Raw genomic sequence first — 463 nt, 5'->3', positions numbered from 1 at the left:
ATCCCGGGCACGCGCGCGCTGCGCGGGCTCTTCGCCATGGTGGGCCTGCGCACCGGGGAGACGCAGGTGATCGAGATCCTCGACGCCGACCGCCCGTGCCGCACGTCGGACCTCGTGGCGCCGCCGGTGGGCCTCGAGCAGGCGCACTTCCCGCGCCAGAGCGCGTCGCTCACGACCTCGCCCGGCCTGCTGACCGCGCCGGTGCTGACCGTGAACGGCGCGGCGATCCCCGCCGGCGCCGACCAGCCGCGCATCGTGTCGCTCTCGGGCGCGGGCACCGAGTGCGTCCCCGACAACGACTACTGCGTCGAGATCTCGCCCAACCCGCTCGCGATCCGCGAGGAGACCTTCACGCTCTCGTACCAGGGCGTGATTCCGTTCCTCGACGCCAACGGCGGCGACCTGCGGCCCGACCCGAGCGGCACCGCGGGCCAGATCCTGCTGTCGGCCCAGGCGGCGGGCT

General features: G+C 74.5%; 1 protein-coding gene. It reads left to right on the top strand.

Features of this window, described 5'->3' with window-relative positions; translation table 11 throughout:
- Positions 1–463, top strand: a 463-nt coding sequence (locus I6F37_RS39205; protein ID WP_225154257.1) for a hypothetical protein, incomplete at both ends; no start/stop codon positions are given.

Origin of the sequence: Bradyrhizobium sp. NBAIM08 (genome assembly GCF_020193935.1) — a bacterium.
GTDB lineage: Bacteria > Pseudomonadota > Alphaproteobacteria > Rhizobiales > Xanthobacteraceae > Bradyrhizobium > Bradyrhizobium yuanmingense.
The sequence above is the reverse complement of the archived record's forward strand: the minus strand, read 5'-3'. Positions and strand labels throughout refer to the sequence as shown.